This window comes from uncultured Tateyamaria sp., assembly GCF_947488715.1.
In the GTDB taxonomy this organism is placed as follows: Bacteria; Pseudomonadota; Alphaproteobacteria; order Rhodobacterales; family Rhodobacteraceae; genus Tateyamaria.
In genome coordinates this window covers 39,499-58,344 of record NZ_CANLAG010000005.1, presented here as the reverse complement: position 1 = coordinate 58,344, position 18,846 = coordinate 39,499, and the positions used below count along the sequence as shown (strand labels likewise).

Annotated in this window: 17 protein-coding genes; 9 read left to right on the top strand and 8 right to left on the bottom strand. The window is 61.1% G+C overall.

Annotation, left to right across the window (positions count from 1 at the left end; all coding sequences use genetic code 11):
• Position 1: 1 nt before the first annotated feature.
• The 3 genes from urtB to Q0936_RS12570 all read right to left on the bottom strand — a co-directional run bounded on the left by urtB (position 2) and on the right by Q0936_RS12570 (position 3,976).
• Positions 2 to 1,972: an urea ABC transporter permease subunit UrtB gene (urtB, locus tag Q0936_RS12580; protein WP_299293670.1), complete on the bottom strand. Its 1,971-nt coding sequence runs from the start codon at positions 1,970 to 1,972 to the stop codon at positions 2 to 4.
• Positions 1,973 to 2,041: 69 nt separating this feature from the next.
• Positions 2,042 to 3,319, bottom strand: a complete 1,278-nt coding sequence (urtA, locus tag Q0936_RS12575) for an urea ABC transporter substrate-binding protein (protein ID WP_299293673.1) — start codon at positions 3,317 to 3,319, stop codon at positions 2,042 to 2,044.
• A 297-nt stretch (positions 3,320 to 3,616) separates the two neighbouring features.
• On the bottom strand, positions 3,617 to 3,976 hold the full coding sequence (locus Q0936_RS12570; protein ID WP_299378165.1) for a hypothetical protein: 360 nt from the start codon (positions 3,974 to 3,976) through the stop codon (positions 3,617 to 3,619).
• A 271-nt stretch (positions 3,977 to 4,247) separates the two neighbouring features.
• Between Q0936_RS12570 and Q0936_RS12565 the strand changes: the two genes are divergently transcribed.
• Entirely contained in the window at positions 4,248 to 4,607 is a 360-nt protein-coding gene (locus tag Q0936_RS12565; protein ID WP_299142981.1) for a hypothetical protein, read from the top strand.
• 17 nt (positions 4,608 to 4,624) lie between these two features.
• On the opposite strand, the gene Q0936_RS12560 is transcribed toward Q0936_RS12565, so the two are convergent.
• Genes Q0936_RS12560 through Q0936_RS12545 form a run of 4 tightly spaced genes read right to left on the bottom strand, consistent with a single transcriptional unit; the run spans position 4,625 to position 8,803 of the window.
• Entirely contained in the window at positions 4,625 to 5,416 is a 792-nt protein-coding gene (locus tag Q0936_RS12560) for a DNA-binding domain-containing protein (protein WP_299293679.1), read from the bottom strand.
• A 3-nt stretch (positions 5,417 to 5,419) separates the two neighbouring features.
• The gene (locus Q0936_RS12555) at positions 5,420 to 6,370 is read right to left on the bottom strand and encodes a DUF692 domain-containing protein (RefSeq protein WP_299293682.1); all 951 of its coding nucleotides are present in this window, start codon (positions 6,368 to 6,370) and stop codon (positions 5,420 to 5,422) included.
• Positions 6,367 to 6,933 (bottom strand): hypothetical protein, encoded by a 567-nt coding sequence (locus tag Q0936_RS12550; protein ID WP_299142989.1) that lies wholly within the window; start codon positions 6,931 to 6,933, stop codon positions 6,367 to 6,369. The genes Q0936_RS12555 and Q0936_RS12550 overlap by 4 nt, the downstream gene beginning before the upstream one ends.
• Before the next feature lie 16 nt (positions 6,934 to 6,949).
• A complete protein-coding gene (locus Q0936_RS12545; protein WP_299293685.1) occupies positions 6,950 to 8,803 on the bottom strand; it encodes a ferritin-like domain-containing protein in 1,854 nt (617 codons plus the stop codon).
• A gap of 295 nt (positions 8,804 to 9,098) precedes the next feature.
• On the opposite strand from Q0936_RS12545, the gene Q0936_RS12540 reads away from it, so the two are divergent.
• The 5 genes from Q0936_RS12540 to Q0936_RS12520 all read left to right on the top strand — a co-directional run bounded on the left by Q0936_RS12540 (position 9,099) and on the right by Q0936_RS12520 (position 16,392).
• The gene (locus Q0936_RS12540; RefSeq protein ID WP_299293688.1) at positions 9,099 to 9,755 is read left to right on the top strand and encodes an ABC transporter ATP-binding protein; all 657 of its coding nucleotides are present in this window, start codon (positions 9,099 to 9,101) and stop codon (positions 9,753 to 9,755) included.
• Entirely contained in the window at positions 9,752 to 12,121 is a 2,370-nt protein-coding gene (locus Q0936_RS12535; protein ID WP_299293691.1) for an ABC transporter permease, read from the top strand. The genes Q0936_RS12540 and Q0936_RS12535 overlap by 4 nt, the downstream gene beginning before the upstream one ends.
• On the top strand, positions 12,111 to 13,154 hold the full coding sequence (locus tag Q0936_RS12530; RefSeq protein ID WP_299293694.1) for a lipocalin-like domain-containing protein: 1,044 nt from the start codon (positions 12,111 to 12,113) through the stop codon (positions 13,152 to 13,154). Before Q0936_RS12535 ends, Q0936_RS12530 begins: the two co-directional genes overlap by 11 nt.
• On the top strand, positions 13,147 to 13,701 hold the full coding sequence (locus Q0936_RS12525; RefSeq protein ID WP_299293696.1) for a pyridoxamine 5'-phosphate oxidase family protein: 555 nt from the start codon (positions 13,147 to 13,149) through the stop codon (positions 13,699 to 13,701). Before Q0936_RS12530 ends, Q0936_RS12525 begins: the two co-directional genes overlap by 8 nt.
• 261 nt (positions 13,702 to 13,962) lie before the next feature.
• Complete coding sequence (locus Q0936_RS12520) at positions 13,963 to 16,392, top strand: calcium-binding protein (RefSeq protein ID WP_299293699.1); 2,430 nt, start codon at positions 13,963 to 13,965, stop codon at positions 16,390 to 16,392.
• 84 nt (positions 16,393 to 16,476) lie between these two features.
• Here Q0936_RS12520 and Q0936_RS12515 read toward each other — a convergent pair whose 3' ends face one another.
• Positions 16,477 to 17,319, bottom strand: a complete 843-nt coding sequence (locus Q0936_RS12515) for a nitroreductase family protein (protein ID WP_299293702.1) — start codon at positions 17,317 to 17,319, stop codon at positions 16,477 to 16,479.
• A 134-nt stretch (positions 17,320 to 17,453) separates the two neighbouring features.
• On the opposite strand from Q0936_RS12515, the gene Q0936_RS12510 reads away from it, so the two are divergent.
• The 3 genes from Q0936_RS12510 to sdhC are packed head-to-tail and all read left to right on the top strand — an operon-like array spanning position 17,454 to position 18,846.
• Complete coding sequence (locus tag Q0936_RS12510) at positions 17,454 to 18,167, top strand: 2Fe-2S iron-sulfur cluster-binding protein (RefSeq protein WP_299293705.1); 714 nt, start codon at positions 17,454 to 17,456, stop codon at positions 18,165 to 18,167.
• Positions 18,167 to 18,499 carry a succinate dehydrogenase gene (locus Q0936_RS12505; RefSeq protein ID WP_299293708.1) on the top strand — a complete coding sequence of 111 codons (333 nt, stop codon included), beginning with the start codon at positions 18,167 to 18,169 and terminating at the stop codon, positions 18,497 to 18,499. Before Q0936_RS12510 ends, Q0936_RS12505 begins: the two co-directional genes overlap by 1 nt.
• Complete coding sequence (sdhC, locus tag Q0936_RS12500) at positions 18,496 to 18,846, top strand: succinate dehydrogenase, cytochrome b556 subunit (RefSeq protein WP_299293711.1); 351 nt, start codon at positions 18,496 to 18,498, stop codon at positions 18,844 to 18,846. Before Q0936_RS12505 ends, sdhC begins: the two co-directional genes overlap by 4 nt.

Genomic DNA, 18,846 nt, shown 5'->3' with positions numbered 1-18,846 from the left:
TCTATGCCTCCGCTGCGCGGCCTTTGAGGGCGATGATGCCCCGTGGCCTGAATTGGATGAAGAGGATGATGAACAGGATCATGTAGGTCTGGGCGGCGAGGGTGTTGGAGGGGTTCAACCATTCGATCCCCTTTTGCATGGTGCCGACCAGTGTAGCCCCCAGCAGCGTGCCCCAGATGTTGCCCACCCCGCCGACCACAACGGTCATGAAGGATTGCACGATGTAATCCGCGCCCATTTCCGACGTCACCTTGGCGTAGAGGCCGATGGCGACGCCTGCGATGCCGGCGATGCCGGAGCCGAAGCCGAAGGTGAGCATGTTGATGCGGTCGGGGTTGATGCCCATGGAGGCGGCCATGCGGGGGTTTTGCGTCACCGCGCGGACTTCGAGGCCGAGGCGTGTGCGGTTCATGACAATCAGGAACAGGGCGAGGAACACCAGCGCAAGGATGAAGATGGCGATGCGGATATAGCTGATCGAGACGATATCGTTGATCACCATCGACCCGTCGAGCCAGCCCGGTGCCGTGAGGGGGCGGGCCTGGGTGCCGAAGATGTTCTTGGCCAATTGTTGCAGGGCGATGGACACACCAAAGGTGGCCAGCAGGGTTTCGAGCGGGCGGTGGTAGAGCCAGCGGATCACCAGCCGTTCCATCGCAACACCTGCCGCGAAGGTGACCATGAAGGCCAGCGGGATGGCCAGCAAGATCGACAGGGTGTGGTCGGGCACAAAGAGTTGCACGACGTAGCCGGTGTAGGCCCCCATCATGATAAACTCGCCGTGGGCCATGTTGATAACACCCATGACGCCAAAGGTGATGGCGAGGCCGATGGCGGCGAGGAAGTAGATCGACGCGAGCGAGACGGCGTCGAGCGCCAGGTCGGCGGTTTGGTTGAGCGCCACCGATGCCTCAATCCCGCGGAGAACATCGTGCGCGGCGCGCGCAACTGTGGGCGGGGCGCCGATGTAGACCTCGAAGAACTGGAAGGCATCGAGTGCTGTGTCGATTTCCTGAACCGTTGCGGCGGGTTCGGCGAGGCCTTGTTCTACCAATGTGGCAAAGGCGCTGTTGCGGGCCGCGTCGGTGGACAGGGTTGCGACCTGCACACCCGCCACCGTGTCGCCGTCGATGTTGCGGATCAGGGCGGCGCGGACTTCGCCGGGGGGAATGAGCGGGGGTGCGAGGTTTTCTGCGACCAAAAGCGCGTAGGCGTCCATTCGGGACAGGGCATCCGACCCCGGTGTGATCGGTCCCAGCACGTCGGGCGTGTCCGGGCGCTCTTGGGCCGCCTGCACGCGCGTGGTGACGAGGGGGTTGAGTGCCGCGCGGGCGTCCACGCCCAAGTCACCTTCAAAATGCGCGATGGCGGCGATCCGTTCGGCGTCGTCGGCGCCGAACTGGATTGTCAGCAGGCGTTCGAGACGGGTCATGCGCGTAGCGATGTCTGGGTCGGATTCTGTTGCGATGACATCGCGGAGTGCTGGAAGGTGGCTGGCCTCGGGGTCGCGGGAAATCGCGTCGAGAGCCGTCACGCGGACGCGAGCATCTGCGTCGGTCAGTTGGAATTTCACGAGGGCGGCGGCGATCATGCCGCGCACACCGCTGTTGGGTTTGAGCTGTTTATAGGCCTTGTCCTCGGCCTCACCGATCTCGGAGCGGTCGGACGGGTCAAAGATGCGGATGGTGTCGCGGTCGATCTCTTCGGCAATGACAAAGGCGCCGGTGTCCTTGTGACGCCAAACCTCCTTGGCCTGCCAGCGTTCCATCACGTTCTGGGCGGCGGGCAAGCCGCTGGCCGTGAGCGCGTCGATGGCGGGCTGGATCGTTTTGCGCGATGCCTTGGCCAGTGCGTCGCCGTGGGTCTGCATCAACTGCTGGATCGGCGCATCCATGTTCTGTGCCATCGCTGGAACGGTCAAAGCCGAAAACGACAATGCGACCATCCAGATCAAAATCAAAAAGTGCCGCATGCCAGCCCGTTCCTTGGTGTTCCGGACGGCGCGTGATGCGCCATCCGGTTTTTTGTTGGATCTGCGAGATCAGTAGTTGGATTTGATCTGTACGCAGCTGCTGGTTTCGGTGTTGTACATGCCGCAACCCAGCTCTTTCCAGTCGGAGACCAGCACGGCCGATTCCGGCAGGAAGTCTGTCCATGCGTCACCCGGCACTTCGGCGGTCTGGCTGATGATGTCGAACTGGCCGTCTTCCTGGATTTCGCCGATCAGGACCGGCTTGGCCAAGTGGTGATTGGGCAGCATGACGGCGGTGCCGCCTGTCAGGTTCGGGAATTCCTGACCGTACATTGCCGTACGGACCGCATCGACGTCTGTGGTGCCTGCGGCTGTGGCCGCGTTCACCCACATGTTGAAGCCGATATAGTGCGCCTCCATCGGGTCATTGGTCACGCGCTCTTCGCCCATGCGGGCTTTCCAGGCTTCGACCCATGCGTCGTTGGCATCGGATTCGGCAGACTGGAAATAGTTCCAGGCGGCGAGGTGGCCAACGAGGTTGGAGGTGTCGAGGCCTGCCAGTTCTTCTTCGCCAACGGAGAAGGCGACGACGGGGATGTCATCGGCAGAGATACCAGCGGCTGCCAGTTCCTTGTAGAAGCCGACATTGGCGTCGCCGTTGATGGTCGAGATCACGCCGACCTTTTTGCCGTCTGCACCCAGAGCCACGACGTCAGCCACAATCTTGGACCAGTCGGAGTGACCGAAGGGCGTGTAGTTGACGAAGATGTCGTCCGCCGGGATGCCTTTGTCCTGGAGGTATGCTTCGAGGATGTTGTTGGTTGTGCGGGGATAGACATAGTCGGTGCCCAGCAGCGCGAATTTCTCGACCTCAAGCTCTTCGAGGAAGTAATCGGTGGCGGGGATCGCCTGTTGGTTGGGGGCGGCGCCGGTGTAGAACACGTTCTTGGACGACTCTTCGCCCTCGTATTGCACGGGGTAGAACAGCAGGCCGTTCAATTCCTCGATCACGGGCAGCACGGATTTGCGCGACACCGATGTCCAGTTGCCAAAGATCACGTCGACCTCGTGGACGGTCAGCAATTCGCGTGCCTTTTCCGCAAAGAGCGGCCAATCGGAGGCAGGATCAACGACGACGGCTTCGAGATCGCAGCCCAGAACACCACCAGCGGCGTTTTGCTGTTCGACCAGCATTTCCATCGTATCTTTGAGAGTTGTTTCGGAGATTGCCATGGTGCCGGACAGCGAGTGCAGCACGCCGATTTTGATGGGGGCGTCGCAGGCCAATGCGGGCAAAGCAGTGCCCAGCACAACGGCAGCGGTGGTTCCGAGAAGGGATTTTTTCATTGTGAGTCCTCTAGCGCATCACGCCAGGGGCATTGCGAAAAAGGAACAGAACCCTCATATCACCCCCGGCACTTTCATGTTGCCACGTGCGGTGGTGTTCAGGTTTCCAGGCCAACGCCGCCGCACATTCCAAACAGCCCCTGTCGGACTGCCTGAGCATTTATGAAGCTGTGCTTGCCCGCGCCGAGTCCGACCTGCTGCATTGTTGTGCTGTCAACGGGATTTGTTTGATTTTTGGGCAGGTTTCGCGGTTTATGCCCGTTTCATAGGCGCAAAAAGCGGGCTGCTCGGCAAGTATCAGCTGTCGAGCAACAGATTTCGGCAGTCTCTTACGCGCAGTGCCGCCTGATTTTGCGCCATGTGAACGAGGCGTGGATCGGTGCCAAAGGTCGCTGTTGTGAGCATCGCCGCATGTGCCAGTTTCGCCTCTATGCGGAAGTGCAGGACCTGCCGGGCCTGTTCGGGTGGCGTGATCGCATCGAGGAGCGTCACAAACTGGAGCCGCAACCCCTCGAGGTCATCAGCGCGGTCGCTGTTCATCAGCCAGGCATGTTCCATCTCGGCCGATATGCGCCCGGTGCATCCCGCGAAAACGGATGCCAGGTTGTCCATCGCCATTGCCGGTGCGGACAGGGACAGGGCCACAAGAGCCTGCACAGCTATCGTTCTTTTTCTGCTCACTATTCGAGCATCGCAGCAAATTTTCCGCCGCACAAGTGTGCAGTTTGAAAACTCTTGTGTATTCAATTCAACCGCGCCGGAACCGGTCAATCGGGGCCATTGCGAACGGGCAATTCAGAGTGACCGGATACATACAGAAACGATTCAACGAATATTCTACCTGAAATAGAATTCTTGCATTTTGTTATGGGTTCTTTCGGGACTTTCACCTAAAGATTGAATCTGTTGGGAAAAGACCGAGATTTCAGTGAGCATCCAGTTTTGGGATGAATTGGAGAGTTGCCTGGGCGAATTGACGTTCGAACAGGGAATTGCCGTACGGCGTGCCGTACCAATTGTGTGCGACCGTTTTGCGGGCGTGCCAGTGGAATATCTGGTATTGTCACTGGCCTCTGCGGCGTCGACGCTGGAGGACAGTTGGCCCATCGCAGACCGTTTGAACCAGCGGCATTTGCTGGATTTGTACCGGGCGGCAGCGGCTGTGTCCGCGGACATCGCATTGCATTCGATCACGGGAACAGAATGCCGCCAGTGCCGCCATTTGCTGAGCCATTGGCGCGGCGAAACAAACGGGTATTTTGACACGCACCATTTGCGGGCCTCTTAAACGGCGCGACCCGTTATCTAGGTCTGTGCGTCTGCGGCCACGAACATGCCCGCGCGCAGCCAATCCGTTTTCAGGCCGGGATCGTCGTGCCAGGGGGTCAACGCGCCGGGGCCAAGTTCAGCCAGGGCCAAGGCAACGGTCGTACATTCAGTCATCACCGACAGGAAGCGGGCATGACCTGCGCGCAGGGGCACAATCCGCGTGCCGAAATCCTGGCGAACAATAGCGGTGTGATTGGGCGCAGGCGGTGGCGGGGTGGGCGCGGCCTTGGCTCGGACGGCGAGGTAGTATTGCGCAACCGGGAACTGGTACGCGCGCACCCGCAGGCTGGGGTTCAGGCGCAAATCGGCGTCACAGGTTGCGGGCGAGGCGGGCGGCAGGTCTTCGGCGCCGGGGCCGTCAAAGGTGACAAAGACGTCACGCTCGAACCGGGCAAGGTCGATGACGAAATCGACCCACACCTCGCGGGTCTGGCTGTCGCGGTCTGGGCGTTGGGCGTCGAGAAACCCGGCGAACCGGCGGCCAAGATCGTAGAGCGTATAGCTTTCGGGTGGGCAGTCGCGCACATATTCAGCGGCAAAATCGTCAAAAAGATCCTGACCCAGCGCGTGGCACAGCGCCGGAAACTGTTCGCGCATGCAGGACGCGATGCGCAACCGGTAGCTTTGCTGATAGATCGCCAGCGCGCCGGACGGGGACAGCCGCGGATGCGGTGTCAGGCGGGCGTCGACCTCTTGCGGGTTTGCCTCTTCGGGGCGCAGCAGCGCGCGGTGCATCCAGTGTTGCAGGTCTGTCAGCGTATCCGCCATGGATCAGCCCTGATCCGCCGGGGTGGCTGCATCCATGACGTCCGGTACGAGAAAACTGACCGGGTTTGATACGCCGGTCGCGGGGGCGATCTGTGCGGCGTCCAGCACCTGTTGAAAGCCCGCGCCGCCCATATAGGCCCGCGATTTGAGCAATTCGGCGTGGCAGGTGTCAAAGTCCGGGATGTTGCCATCCCACTCCAGCAGGGTCGAAGCGCCGCCCGTGCGCTGCCAGGCGGTTGCGTAGAGTTCCCAGACCTCTGGTCTGACGGGTTGGTCGTGGGTGTCGATGATATGTGTGCCGCAGTCGGTGTGGCCCGCGAGGTGCATCTGTACCACCTTGTCCCATGGGAACGCGTCAAGGTAGGCCATCGCATCCGCATCGGCGTTAAAACAGGTCACATAGACATTGTTAACGTCGAGCAGCAGGCCACAGCCAGTTTGGTCCGCCAACGCCCGCAAAAAGTCCGGCTCTTCGATGGTGCTGTCCTTGAACCCCACATAGGTAGAGGGGTTTTCAAGGATCAGGGGACGGCCCAGCACCTCTTGAACCTTGTGAATGCGCGGCACGATATGGGCCAGTGTCTCATCGCTGAGCGGGACGGGCAGCAGGTCGTGGCTGTTCAGTCCCATGACACCGGTCCAGCACAGGTGATCGGACACCCATTGTGGTTGCACCTCGTGGGCCAGCGTCTTGAGCCGCGCGAGGTAGTCGAGGTCGAGCGGGTCCGTGCTGCCGATGGAGAGGGACACGCCGTGCAGCACGACGGGATAGCGGTCCGCAACCTTGCGGATGACGTCGCGGGGGCGGCCCTGCGAATCCATGAAGTTTTCCGAGATCGCCTCGAACCAGTCGACGTCGGGCCAGTGGGTCAGGATGTGTTCGAAATGGACGTTGCGCAGCCCCAGCCCGAGACCGAGCTGGGGCAACGCCGCAATTCCGTTTTGTGTGGTCATCCGCAGCTGCCGCCGCCCGACATGCCGCTGGACCCGCAAGCCGCGTATGACGAGCAAGAGCCGCCTTCGGCTGGTTGGTTGATCCATTCGGCTGTTGGGCCATGCGGGAAGTGTTCGGGCTGTGGGCCGACCTTGCCGCCGCTTTCCTCGTAGGCTTCGGCAAAGACCTTGCGCGCCCGCGCCCAGACGCTGGTGCCGCGCAGGCCGCCCGTGGTGATGAACCGTTCGGCATTGATCGGTGTCGCGCAGGAGCCCATGGAACGGCAATCGTTCTGGCCCGGTCGGGTCAATTCGGATTCCGATCCATAGAGCCCGCATCCGCCCTGGTTGGCGCAGTTGTTGTTGGTGTGGCAACTGTGCATGGCCGTGGTGGCGCAAAAGCCCTGGCCCGCGCAGCTGTTGGGTTCGAACCCTGGCGCACCATCCATGCCGTATTTGTCCTGACCAGCGCATTTGTTCAGGCCCATGCAGGCGTGCAGTTCCTCGCCCGGCACGGGCACGCGTTTGAAGCCCTCGATGTTGAAATGGGGGACTGCGGGGTCTTTGGTGTCTGTTGTGCTCATTTGGTGTCTCCCTGCCCTATTCAGCCGCAATCGCGCCGGAGGTGTCGGCGGGCGTCGGGTTGATGGGTGTGTTGCCGTTCCAATGGTCCTGCACGTTGGGCAGGTGCATTGGGTCCTTGCCGTCCGTGCTCATCAGGCTGACCGCCTTGGCGACAAGGTGCGCGATGTTGCTTTGTGTTGATGCATCAAAGGCCGAGGATGCCGCAACGGCGCGGTCGCCCAGCGCTACAAGAGCGTCAAAGGCATTTTCCCGCGTGCCGAGGCTGAGGTTCTCAAAGGTTGGCCCCATGATCTTGCCCGCGTGCGGACCGTCAGCCATCGGGTCCAGTTCGCGCATCATCTGGATCCACTTGTCCATGATCCAGATCATCGACCGGTGCAGCGCGATGTTAAAGAACTGCTGCTGGCTGTGCACCTTCTTGTTCGGTCCGATCATCTCGGGTTTCACCAGATAGATCGTTTCGGACAGGATCAGCATGTACTGGAACAGACCGCTGTTGAAGTCGTTCAGCGCGGCATAAGCGGGCGGATATTGCGCGCTAACGGGGCTGGTCGGCACGTCATAGACCATGCCGCCGTCAATCAGGCTGGCGGCGGTGCGTTTGGCGTATTGGTGCTCGAGCAGTTCCTCAAGCTCCATCTCCTTGATCTCGGCGGCCATCCACTCGGGCAGCTTTTCCTTGTGCTGGTCGTATTCGACGAACTGGGCCTGAAGACGCAGGAACTTGAAGAAATGGCTTTCTTCGGGTTCGTAGTTGCGCACATCTGCAGGGCCACCGCCACCGGCGGCCTTTTGCGGGTCGTCGGTGTTGTTTTCGGCGCCAAAGGCGTCCTTGTAGCCCTCGCCCTGCTCGCAAATCGTCTGAAGGGCGATCATCGCCTGCGTCTTGCTGGCGACGGTGATCAGCTCGTTGTCCTCACCCCAGTCACCTTCGTGGCCACCCGCGTGGCTGTCGGGTTCGTCGGTGTACACCGCCACTTCGGACGCGTGAGGCAGTTTCGACGCGGTTTGCGCCGCACCACAGCCCGCCGCCGGTGCAGGCGCTTTCTTGTTGAACTTGGCCTTGGCGTAGATCGTGTCGACGTTGTTGGGCGAATAGTTCAGCGGCTGGATCTGGCGCGCGGCAAGACCGGTTTGAAAGTCCTCTTCGGTGACATGGGCGCAGGCGATCATGCACCGGATGAACGAATAGAACTGACCAATCGAGTTCCAGTTCTCGTCCGAAGGCCATCCCAGACCGTGCAGCAATTTGCCCAGATCAGCCGTGACTTGCGCGGGATCCATGGTCGTTTGCCATTTCAGCTCGGGGTCGAACAGTTCGACCACATCCATCACCAGATTGATGGGCCCCTGCGGGTATTCGATTTGCAGGAAATGCCACAGCTGTTCAAAGCTGAGCCCCTTGAGCGGGATGTGCGTGTCGGTGCCGCCTTGTGGGCCCGGTGGTCCCACCGGATTGTGGTGTGGCAGCATGGTCGGGTAAGTCGCAGGGGCGGCCATGTACAGTTGGGGCGGCGCGCCGGTCAGGGCAAAGTAGATGTTGCTGGACAAGGACATGTGCAGCATCTCTTCGACGGCGACGGACATGATCACCGCGCCCGCCTCGTTCGCAAAGCGCGATGTATCGGTCAGGTCGCGCCCCGAATTCACCGTCCGGTCGATCGAGTAGTAGGTGTAGAGATAGATCGGAATGGTGGCCAATTCGACAGAGATCGCGGCTTGCAGATCTCCCTTGAGCCGGGCCAGAATTTTCTCGCGATTTCCGTAGACCCCGGCGTTCATGGCAAAGACCATGATGCTTTCCGCCGGGTTCAAATCGAATTGTTTTGTCGCCTCGCGAACGTGTTCCCAATTGTCGTGCGGATTCAAGTCGACCTCCCCAAGTCAGATTTTCAAAAAGTGCTGTCGGTCGATGAATAAACCGCAACAGGTGGTGTGCCGAACAAAATGGCGTACATATCTATGGTGTCAGGCTCGTGTATTGCGTGTATTCAAGTCAATGGCTTTTTGCACCTTTGGCGCGAAAAATTCCGGATTGGCAGCATGGGCGACCGCGGCAGGGCATTACGGTCGCGCATCGTATGGACTGCGACGACAAAAACATCGCCGCGGCCCTGTTAGACGCGCCGTGATGGCATAGGTTATGCCCGAACAGGGGTACACCGTGCTGCTAGAGCTTAATTACGTCAAAAAATCATACCGCGACAGCGCAGGTGACATTCCCGTGCTGCGCGGTGTCAGTTTTGCGGTGAACGCGGGTGAGACCGTTGCCCTGACCGGGGAATCCGGCAGCGGCAAGAGCACGCTCTTGCATATTGCGGGCGGGCTGGATGCGCCGGACGCGGGCAAGGTCAAGGTGTCCGGCCACGATTTGACGGCGATGCGTGATGCGGCGCTGGCCGCGTTCCGCCGGACCGAGATCGCGCTGGTGTTTCAGCAGTTCAACCTGATCCCGTCCATGACTGTGGCCGCGAACATCGGCTTTCAGGCCGCGTTGTCAGATCGCGTCGATCCCGCGCATATCGACAATTTGGTGCAGGCGCTTGGGCTGGGCGCGCATCTGCACAAATACCCGGAGGCGCTGTCAGGTGGGCAGCAGCAGCGGGTCGCCATCGCGCGCGCATTGGCAGCTAAGCCCAAGCTGATGCTCGCGGATGAGCCGACGGGCAACCTCGACGAAGCCACCGCGCGGGATGTCATGGACGAAATGCTGCGGCTGGTGGCGCAGACGGGCGCGGCCCTGATGATTGTGACCCATTCGCCCGCCATCGCCGCCCGGATGAACACGCAATTGCACCTGCGGAACGGGGTTTTGGTGTGATCCGGGCCTGTTTTGCGGCGCTGCTGTCGCATTGGCGGCGGAACCCTGTTCAGCTTTTTGCCTTTCTTGCGGGGTTGGCGCTGGCGACGGGTCTGTGGTCGGGTGTGCAGGCGATAAATTCCGAAGCGCGGGCCAGCTATGACGCGGCCGCGAACACTTTGGGTGAGGGGCAATACGATCAACTCGTTCCGCGACGTGGCGACGCGATTGCCGTGGACACCTATGTCGCGCTGCGCCGTGCAGGATGGTTGGTGTCCCCGGTTGTTGAGACCACGCTGAACGGTGTCCGCGTGATTGGGATCGACCCGCTGACCTCCCCTCTGGCTGCGACGGCTTTTGCGCAGGCGGGTGCCGGTGGTATGGGCCGTCTGGACGCGCTGTTTGCCAATGCGGAAACGGCGGCGGGCCTGAGTGGGTTGGCGGATGTGGTGGTCGACCCGTCGATTGGCCCCGGCCTTGCCATGGGCGACGTCGGGTTGGTTCTGAGGCTGGCAGAGCGGGACACGCTGACGCGTTTGATGGTTCTGCCGGACCAGCCCTTTGCACAAGCTGACCGCCCTGCCCTACCGCCCGAACTGAAGCGGCAAGCATCGCAACAAACCGCAGATATTGCACAACTGACGGACAGCTTTCATCTCAACCTCACCGCCTTCGGATTGCTCAGCTTTGCCGTTGGGCTGTTCATTGTGCACAGCACGATTGGCCTCGCCTTTGAACAGCGGCGCGGGATGATACGGACGTTGCGGTCGCTTGGTGTGCCGATGCGCCTGTTGGTGACGGTGATCTGCGTGGAAATGATGACGCTCGCCGCACTTGGGGCGGTGGTCGGAATTGTCCTGGGCTATGTGATCGCGGCGCTGTTGCTGCCCGACGTGGCGGCGACGCTCAAGGGGCTGTACGGGGCCGATGTGTCCGGCACGCTGGCGGTGCGGCCAGAATGGTGGCTGACCGGGTTTTTGCTGGCGATGTTTGGCACCGCCGCAGCGCTGGCCAGCCGGTTGTGGGACATCGCGCGTATGCCCCTGTTGGCAAGCGCACGGCCCCGCGCGTGGGTCATGGCAAGCGGGGTTCGGTTGCGGGCGCAAACGGGGGCGGCGCTGGGACTGTTGGGCGCCGCCGGGCTGCTGGCCCTGCTGGCCGATGGGCTGTTGGCAGCCTTTGCGTTGCTCGCCTGCCTGTTGATTGGGGCGGCACTGGCGCTGCCCGCCGTTGCGGGTTGGATGATGGGCCGGTTTGAACGGATGACAACGGCGCCGGTCTGGCGCTGGTTCTGGGCCGACACGCGGCAACAATTGCCGGGGTTGAGCCTTGCGCTCATGGCGCTGCTGTTGGCGGTATCGGCGAATATCGGGGTGTCGACGATGGTGTCGAGCTTTCGTTTGACCTTTGTCGGGTTTCTGGATCAACGCCTTGCGCCGGAGCTGTTTGTGCGGGTCGAAACCGAGGCGCAGAGCACTGCCCTGATGGCCTATCTCGAGGACCGGGACCTTGAGACGCTGCCGCTGTTGTCGGTGCCGGGTGTGGCGGCAGGGCTGCCTGTGCGTCTGTTCGGCATCCGCGTTGGCCCCACCTATCGCGACGATTGGGTGTTTCTGGATGCTTCACCGGATGCCTGGGACCGGGTGGAGCGGGGCGAGGCCGCCGTGATCAATGAGCAATTGGCCCGGCGCAGTGATCTGTGGATCGGGGATGAGGTTACGGTGGATGGTGCCGATCCATTGCCGATTGCGGGCATTGTTGGGGATTATGGCAATCCGCAGGGTCAGGTTGTCATTGCCGCCGACATGTTCGGCACATTGCACCCCGATGTCTTTCCGACGCAGTTCGGCATCCGCACAGACAATGCCAGCGCCCTGCGCACCGACCTGGTGCGTGCGCTTGATCTAACCGACAGCGACATCACCGATCAGGCCGCAATCAAGGCTGTGTCGCTGGACGTGTTCGAGCGGACATTTACCGTGACGGCGGCGTTGAATGTGCTGACATTGGGGGTGGCCGGATTTGCCATCCTGATGAGCCTTTTGACCCTCGCCGATCTGCGGGTGCCGCAGTTGGCCCCTGTCTGGGCGCTGGGTCTGACCCGTGCGCGGTTGGGGCAGCTGGAGCTGTTGCGCGCGGTGGCGTTGTCGGCGTTGGTGTTTGTCTGCGCCCTGCCGCTGGGGTTGGCATTGGCGTGGGTGCTGCTGTCAGTTGTCAACGTGGAGGCATTTGGCTGGCGCTTGCCGATGTTCCTGTTTCCGGTCGACTATGCCCGTCTGGGGGCCTATGCGCTGGCCGCCGCCGGGTTGGCCGCTGCGTGGCCTGCACGCCGTTTGATGCGGGTGCCTCCGGCTGTTTTGCTCAAGGTGTTTGCAAATGAACGTTAGGCTGATCCTGTTTCTCATGCTTTGGCCGGTATGCGCGATGGCGCAGGGGTTTTCCGGGTTAGGGTCGACGGCGGACGACGGCTTTGCAATGCCGCGCCCTGATCCGCAATTCACCTTTCCCGAGGACCATGGCCCGCACCCGGATTACCGGATCGAATGGTGGTACATCACGGCAAACCTGACAGATGCCAATGGCACGGCCTATGGGTTGCAATGGACGCTCTTTCGGTCCGCCCTCGCCCCCGGAGAGGCCGCGGGTTGGTCATCGCCACAGGTCTGGTTTGCGCATGCCGCCGTGACGACCCCAGAGGCGCACCACGCCAGCGAGCGGTTTGCGCGTGGTGGCATCGGACAGGCCGGTGTAACCGCCGCACCGTTCGAGGCGTGGATCGACGAATGGGCGCTCAGGGGGCCGGACTTTGACACCTTGGCGCTGAACGCGTCGGGTCAGGATTTTGCCTATGACATGGCGTTGACCGCCGACGGCCCGCTCGTCTTTCACGGGCGCGATGGCTATTCGGTCAAATCGACCGAGGGGCAAGCGAGCTATTACTATTCGCAGCCGTCCTACAACATCGAAGGCACGCTAACCTTGCCGGACGGGCCGGTGCAGGTCACGGGGTCGGCATGGCTGGACCGCGAGTGGTCCTCGCAACCGCTGAGCGAGACGCAGACGGGCTGGGACTGGTTTTCGTTGTCGCTGGACGATGGCAACAAGCTGATGGCGTTTCGGTTGCGCCAGAGCGATGGGGACAGCTTTAGCTCTGGCACTTGGATTAATGCCGATGGCAATGCGACGCCGATCCCGGACGGGATTGTGCAGGTCGAACCGCGCGAAATCACCGATGTTGCGGGGCGTAAGGTGCCAACCCGTTGGCGCGTCGCCGTGCCGGACCGTCAGGTGGATGTGACGGTCGAGGCGCTGAACCCGCAGGCATGGATGGACCTTTCGATCCCCTATTGGGAAGGTCCGGTGCGGGTGAGCGGCAGTCACACGGGGCAAGGATATCTGGAGATGACAGGTTATGAGTGACCCAAACGATTTGCAGGCCTTTTACGACCTGGCGTGGCAACATTTGGCCCGTGGTGCCGCAGACAGCAGGCATCCCGCGCGGTTTCCAACCTTTGCGACCGTATCGCCGTCCGGAATGCCGGAGGCTCGCACAGTCGCCATGCGCCGGGCCTCAGTCAGCGCGCGAGAGGTCGAGGTTCATACGGATGTGGACACGCCCAAGGTCGCGTCCCTGCGCCACGCCCAGTTTGCGGCCCTGCACGTATGGGTGCCGCGCGCGGACCTGCAAATTCGTCTGACGACGAAGGTTGAGATCGTGACAGGCCCGGAGGTCGACGCGGCCTGGGCATCTGTTCCAGTGGCCTCGCGGGTATCCTATGGCACGAACCCCTTGCCCGGCACCCCGATTGACCACGTCCATGCCTATGAAAAACCGGCGTTGCGCGCGCGTTTTGCCGTGTTGCTCTGTGCCGTCACAGAGATGGATATCGTGCAGTTGGGCGCACGCCATCGCCGCGCAGTCTTTAGTGCGGATACGGATTGGCGCGGAACCTGGGTGGCGCCGTAAATCCGGGCTGCGCAGAACCGAATTGATTCGCCTTTAATCACTACTGCGGCCGGAAAATTCCCGCATTGCGGGAATTGGCCCCTCGAAAACAAGATCACTCACTTCTGACGCGCCCTGCGGCATAGGTCCATCAAGGCTTGAACCGTCTAAACATAGCTGGCCAAAGGCGATGCCGCGGGTGTGATGGCAAAGAATACACTTGTCACAAATCTGTGTTTCGGGTCTGATTTGAAAATACCCCAGAAATTAAAAGGCGGCATTATGATTATTTCCTTCACCGGCACGAATTCGAATTTCATCGGAGACGGCTTTTTCGACAACAACGACTCCCTTGAGGGTCTGGATCCAGTTACCGTATCGAGCACGCAGCTGGTCATTTCAAACCCCGACACTGGCTTTCTTCTGACCATCAACGGGTCCAACATGGCCCTGAGCGAAGGAAATGACGGCGATCCGATTTCCGGCACCGTCAACAGCATCTTCTTTGAACAGAATGGTGTCCCGCAGGGGTCGATTACCAATGTGAGCATTGGCCTTGTCCCGTTTATTGGCGCGCTGGACCTGATCACGAACACCGGCGACTTGAGCCAGATTGCGGCCCTGTTCAACAGCCAAGGCCCGCTCACGCTGGATGCAAGTGCTGCGACAGGCAGCATCGATATGGTGGATGGCCTCGAAGATTTGCTCGTCCTGCTCACCCAACCCATCACGATCAATGGCAGTTCCAATGACTTTGACCGGCTGCTGGGCGGTATTGGCAGCGATACGATCAACATCGGTTCCAACTTTTTCGGTGAACACGTTGTCGAAGCCAGCGCCGGGAATGACACGATCAATTTCTCGGGCGTCAGTTCTGAAACCTTTGTCTGGCTGGATTACGACCTTGATTTTGTCCCCAACGGCGTTGGCCCAATTACCTTTACGATCGACGGTGTGGCCAATACCGGGACAATCTCGGGTGCCGGGTTCACCGACACTCTGGTGAACGTATCCGCGATCCTCGAAGCGGATGGCCTCGGCCTCGAAGGATCGGCCGCAAATGACGTCTTTGTCGTCGATGCGGGGCCGGATGGCTGGTTCAACCTGCGTGGCAATGAGGGCGTAGACAGCTATACGATCACGCTGTCCGGCGGCGGTCGCCTCAGCTTTAACTTTGGCGATGATCAGGCACCCTTTGACGGTCTTGTCATCAACCTTGCGACGGGCGTCATTGCCAATGACGGCTTTGGCAACATGGAGCAAATCACGATCCTGGGCGGCGACGGCAGGCTGGAAATCCGCGGCACCGACAATGCAGACAGCATGACCGGCAGCGACCGCGACGAAAGCTTTATCACCGAGCAAGGCAATGACACCGTGGACGGTGGCGAAGGATTCGACCGGATCCGTTATGACCGGTCGGGCGTGGGCCCTGTGTTCGTCGATCTGGAGGCAGGCACAGCGACGGGCACATGGGATGGGTTTGCCTTTACCGACACGTTGATCGACATCGAGTATGTGCGCGGATCACGGACCGGCAATGACACGTTGATCGGGGATGGCGACGCCAACATCCTGAATGGCCGTGGCGGCGACGACATCCTGAGTGGCGGTGGCGGCGACGATACGCTGTATGGCGAGCAGGGCAACGACACCCTGTCGGGTGGTGACGGCACCGACACCGCAGTCATCAATGCCAATCGCGCCGACGCGACGATTACGCTGGTCATGGGCGCGCTTCAGATCACGGCGGGTTTTGAAACCACTGTGGTGATGTCGGATGTCGAGAACATTCAATTCCTCGACGAGACCATCCAATTCAGCGACTTTGTCGAGGCTGTGGATCAGTCCGGCACACCGGATTCGGACACGTTGACCGGCGAAGGCGGCAACGACACCCTGTCGGGTGGCGCCTCTGGCGACCTGATTTCCGGCGAGGGTGGTTCGGACGCCCTGTCGGGTGGCATCGGTTTTGACACCATCGACGGTGGGTCGGGCAATGACACGTTGCTGGGTCAGGACGGCTTTGACAGCCTGTTTGGCGGCGACGGCAATGACAGCCTGACCGGGAACAACGGCTTTGACACGCTTGATGGTGGCGCTGGCAACGACACGCTGTTTGGCGGTCTGGGCCTCGACACGCTGCTGGGCGGTGACGGCGACGACCTGTTGTCGGGTCAGGCCGGGTTCGACCAGTTGGAAGGTGGCGCCGACAATGACACGCTGAACGGCAACTCGGGCGCGGACACGTTGCTGGGTGAAGACGGCGATGACGTGTTGAACGGCGGGATCAACAATGACCTGCTGAACGGTGGTGACGGCGACGACACGCTGAACGCGAACAATGGTGCGGACACCTTGTTTGGCGGCGCGGGCGATGACCGTCTCGAAGGGAACGCGGGCAGCGATACGCTGGACGGCGGAACCGGGAACGACGTGCTGCGCGGCGGGATCGGTGCCGATACGTTTGTCTTCTCTGTCGGATCGGGCGACGACCGGATCGCGGACTTCCAGAACAACATCGACACGTTCCAGCTGGATTCCGCACTGCTGTCCAACATGTCGCCAAGTGCGAATGACCTGCTTGCCTTTGCATCGGTGGACGCTGACGGCTTTGTGGTTCTGACCTTTGGCGATGACAGCCTGACATTCACTGGCATCACCAACGTCAACGCGTTGCTGGACGACGTCAGCTTTACCGGACTGGGCTAACGCCCGCCGGGCAAGAGCAAGAGTTGGAAAATGCCCCTGCATGTGCGGGGGCTTTTTTCTTGCGCGGCGCTCGTGGTCGTAGGATCAGTCCAGCGAGAAACCGCGCCGCCGGATGAACGCGCCGAAATCTGCCCGCTCGGGCGCGCTGTATTGCCGGGCCTTGTCCTCGGACCACCCATAGGTGTCGGAGGCGCCAAATCGGTCGGCGAACCGTTGTTGGGCATATGGCTGTGCCTGCGCCCGTTCGGCATCATAGGTGCGCACGGCATTTTCGAGGCCGTCCTCGCCGTAGCGATCCACGTGACATGTCACCGACAACGGCAGTCGTTTCGACACGTCGGGCTGAGAACGCGGCACACCGATCGCGAGACCGGCAAAGGGAAAGACATGGTCCGGCAGGCCAAGCAGGTCTGACACGGCCTCTGCCTCGTTTCGAACGGCACTGATCGGACAACAGCCCAAACCAACGGCCTGCGCGGCAGTCACGAATGCGCCAAGGGCGATGGCCGCATCCGCCGCTGCGTTGAACATGGCATCCAGATGGTCATTGGCAAATGGGATGTCGTGCCATTCGTGCGCCAATCGATGACGCCGGTTGTTGCCGCAGAACACCGCGATCACAGGCGCGTCTGCGACCCAAGCCTGGCCCGACACCAGGTCACTGATGCGGGACCTCTGTTCGGGCGACTGGATCAGCACGATGTCGCGCTGTTGCAGATCGCTCTTGCTGGGTGAGGACAGGGCCGTTGCGCACAGCACCTTCAACACGTCCATCGACACTGCTTCAGGCAGAAAGGCGCGGCAGGATGCGTGCGCGGCCATGTGGCGCAAGATGTCATTCTGATCGCTCTGCGCATCAACATCGGGGGCGTCACTGAACCGTTCGGCCAGAGATGCGCGAAGGCTAGGCGGAGGTTTCTGTTGCACGCAGATCATCCTTTGCGGGCCGTTTTCGTAAGAAACACTGACAGTCACCGTCACGAATGATAATTTTCATAAAGCAAGGCTGTCAGTTATACTGTGGCACAGTTTGGCCTGACCCAGAAAGACCCGAACGAGACATGCCCGACGACAGGATCAAAGTAATCGTGGCGCGGTCATCCGGCGGACAGTCCGTGTTCGACGTGCCGGCCTATGAGAACCAGACGGTGCTGGATGTGGTGTCGTGGGTGCAACAAAACGCGGACCCGACGCTCAGCTATCGGTTTGCGTGCCGCGTTGGCATGTGTGGCAGTTGCGCGATGATGGTGAATGGCGTGCCACGCTGGACATGTCGGACCCACATTTCCAAGGTGCTGGACAAGGGGGCAGTCACAATCGAGCCGCTGCGCAATCTGCCTGTGGTCAAGGATCTGGTCGTGGATATGGACCCGTTCTTTGACAAGTGGATCGATGCAGAGGGCGTGCATCACGGCGGCCTGACCCGCCATGACCCCATCGCGCCGGTCGACGAAGGCAGCGCCGCGCGCATCGTGGCGAACGCAGGAATTGAGTGCATCAATTGCTCGGTCTGCTATGCGGCCTGCGATACGGTTGCGGGCAATCCCGACTACCTCGGCCCGGCCGCATTGCAACGGGCGTGGACCCTGCTGAATGACGCCAAGGACGAAGGGCGCGTTGCAATCCTGGATGCCGTTTCGGGATCGGGCGGATGCCACAACTGTCATTCGATGGGGTCGTGCACGACTTATTGCCCAAATGAGCTGGACCCGATGTCCGCCATTGCGGGCCTGAAACGTGAAACGGCCAAGTCCTTTTTCCGGAGGGGTCGCTGATGCTGTCGCTGCGTCTGTACATGTTGCAACGGATCACTGCGCTGCTGATGGCGCCGCTGGTTCTGGGGCATCTCGCGGTGATGATCTATGCGATCCAGGGCGGGTTGAGTGCTGCAGAAATATTGGGCCGCACACAGGGGTCGGTTGCGTGGTTCCTGTTCTACGGGCTGTTTGTCGTGGCTGTGTCTGTGCATGGTGCGATCGGGCTGCGCACGGTGCTGCATGAATGGGGCGGTCTGAAAGGGCCGCTGCTGGAGGCGGCGATGTGGGGTCTGGGCCTTGCGCTGTTCGCGCTCGGCGCACGGGCCGTCTGGGCGGTGACATTCGCATGAGCGTCGCTGGCATCACATCCCGTGCGCACTCTTTGTGGCTGGCCTATATTCTGCACCGGTTGTCCGGGCTTGGGCTTGCACTGTTCCTGCCGTTCCATTTCTGGATTCTGTCGCTGGTGCTGACCAGCCCTGACCGGCTCGACAGCTTTTTGGCTTTTTCCGAGATTGGGGTCGTCAAGCTGGCGGAATTTGTGCTGGTCTTTTTGCTGGCCGTTCACATGTTCGGCGGTCTGCGCCTGATGGCGATGGAATGGTTGCCGTGGTCCGCGCCACAAAAGACACTGGCCGCAGGCGCTGTGGCTGTATCGTTCCTGATTGCCACCCTTTTCCTGATGCAGGCGATGTGA